Source organism: bacterium (genome assembly GCA_035370465.1).
In the GTDB taxonomy this organism is placed as follows: Bacteria; Ratteibacteria; UBA8468; order B48-G9; family JAFGKM01; genus JAGGVW01.
In genome coordinates this window covers 1-2,458 of the sequence record DAOOVW010000092.1, presented here as the reverse complement: position 1 = coordinate 2,458, position 2,458 = coordinate 1, and the positions used below count along the sequence as shown (strand labels likewise).

Sequence of the window (2,458 nt, the reverse complement as noted above, 5' to 3'; positions counted from 1 at the left end):
TAAATTTTACAAATTTCATCAGGAGTTAAAGTCCCATCAGAATTTGTTGTATGAATATGAAAACATCCTTTATACCAATTTCCTTTCTTTGTAAATGGATTATTAAAATCTATTATTTCCTTCTTATTTCCTTTTTGTTTTAACATTTTTTCCATTTTTAACAATTTCTATTTCCTCTGTTTTTGTCTTTATTTTAAAATATAAATTTTCAACAAATTGTGGTTTTTTAATTTTAACTTTTTCCCTTTTTTTTGCAATTGGTTTTACACCTGCAATTAGTTCTATAAAATGAATTGCGGGATGAGCACTCCATGCATGACATAAAGAACTTAAACCCATCTCTGGTTTCCATACTTCCCAGCAAGTTGTTGCTCCTTCTTCTATCATTTTTCCCCATCTTCTTTTTATAAAATCAATTATTTCTTTCTCATATCCCCCAACTTTTTTCATCACTTCTATTATGTAGTAATAGAAAAATGGTGAACCCTCAATTATAGTAGGATGTTTTAAAGGGTATTCTTTCATTGGGGGAAGGAGTATTTCTTCAATCCATTTTTTGTGATATTCTTTTTTTAAATTAAGTAAGATTGCGTAAGTATGTGTATGTTGTGATATTTTTTTTATAATTTTTTTCTTTTTTATATCATATCCATCAAAATAAACATTTTTCTTCTTATCCCAGAAAATTTTATCAATTCTTTTTTCCAATACATTGCTTTTTTCCTCATATAAATTTTTTCTATCTTCTCTTTTAAGAATCTTACATATCTCCACCATTGTTTTTAAGGTATAAAGATACATTAAATTAAAAAGACAAGAAAAACCTTCTTTATATAAAGGCGCCCAATCAAGAAAAACCCACCATTCAGGCATTGGTGGAAGTAAATAATTCTCTTCAACCTTTTTGTCAAAAAAACTTATTGCTTTTTCTATTTTATCAAATTGTTCTTTCAAAAGAGAAATATCTCCTGTATATTTATAATAATCAAGATGTGTATGGACCCATGTAAGAGTATAATCAGGTAAAATACACCCTACTGCTATTGATGGAAAAGTCCCATAAGTAAGTCCATTTTCAATTTGTGATTGTCCTGCCTGTTTTATACCTCTTCTGAAAAGTCGCATATCACCAAATAAATAGTATGTATTTGCTCCTTGAACCCTTGCATCTCCCCACCATTGTGCCTGTTCTCTCCATGGACAATCAACATAAGAATCAAAACTACAACATATTTGAGTTCTAACACACATATCCCATATTTTATTGATTGTTTCATCTGACGAGTTAAAAACAACTTTCTCTTGGAAAGGATAAGAGATACTTCTCACATAAATTTTTTTTATTTTGAAATTTTCTTTTATATTTCTGATTGTCAAACATAAATATCTAAATCCATGAATTGAAAATGTTTCAAATTGTTGTTTCCCATTTCTTGCTATATATCTATCACTCATTGCTATTTTACTTCCAGATAATGGGTCCCCCACAAAGGGCCAACCATCTTTACAAACTTCTGTTGTTGTAATATCTAAAACTTCTCCACCATTTCCTATAATTTCAAAACCTATAAAACCAGCAACTTCTTCTCCATAATCAATTATGAAACTAATTTTTTTATTTTCTGGAAATGGCAAAATTTCTATAAATTTTTCATTATCAAAAAGCATATTTTCAGGGTCTTTTACTCTGCTTCTATCTTCTTTCCCATTTAATTCATTTAAATAAATAATAGTTAAATTCCTCTCCTTTTCCCAATTTTTCCAGTTATTTCCATAGTACATATGTAAAATCTTTTTAAAAAATTTTTTCTCTTCTTTTAAAAGTGGTATTCCCCTTTCTTCAAATTTAAACCAAGGAGCACAGCCAGATTTTCTCCATGTTGGTTCTTGCCAGTCAGTTCTATCAAATTTTATGTTTGTTTCAGGCAACATCCAATCCTCGCTTATTTTTCTTGCATCATAATATTCTTGATATCCAATTTGAACAGACCTTCTTGGCATATCCTGTTTATGGGCAGGACATTTTTTTACAAGCCAACCATTGTTTATTTTCGTCCCTATATCAACTTTCCCTATTTTTCCATCTACAATAAGACCATTTCCACCTGCATAAATTGATTGAAAAGTTCCATGACCCCATTGCCATACTACAACAGCAATTACATTTTCTCCTTTTTTTAAATATCTTTTTATATCAATCCTATCAAATGGATAACTTTCAGGAAATCCCCTTGCAGGTCCATAACACACATATTCTCCGTTTACATAAAGTTTATATCTTGAATCAGCCGTTATATTTATCTCTGCTGTTTTTGGAATATCTCTTAGGGAAAAACTTTTTCTTGCAAGCATAAAAACATTTACATCTTCATATCCATAGTGGTCATACCATATCCATCCACAATTTTTAAATATATTCATTCTGAGTCCTTTCTTGTTGAGTAAATTACTTCATTTA

The 2,458-nt window shown here is 29.5% G+C and carries 1 protein-coding gene; it reads right to left on the bottom strand.

Going from position 1 to position 2,458, the window contains the following annotated elements:
* Positions 1-123: 123 nt before the first annotated feature.
* Positions 124-2,421 (bottom strand): trehalase family glycosidase, encoded by a 2,298-nt coding sequence (locus PLW95_08085; GenBank protein HOV22614.1) that lies wholly within the window; start codon positions 2,419-2,421, stop codon positions 124-126.
* Between the last annotated feature and the right edge of the window lie 37 nt (positions 2,422-2,458).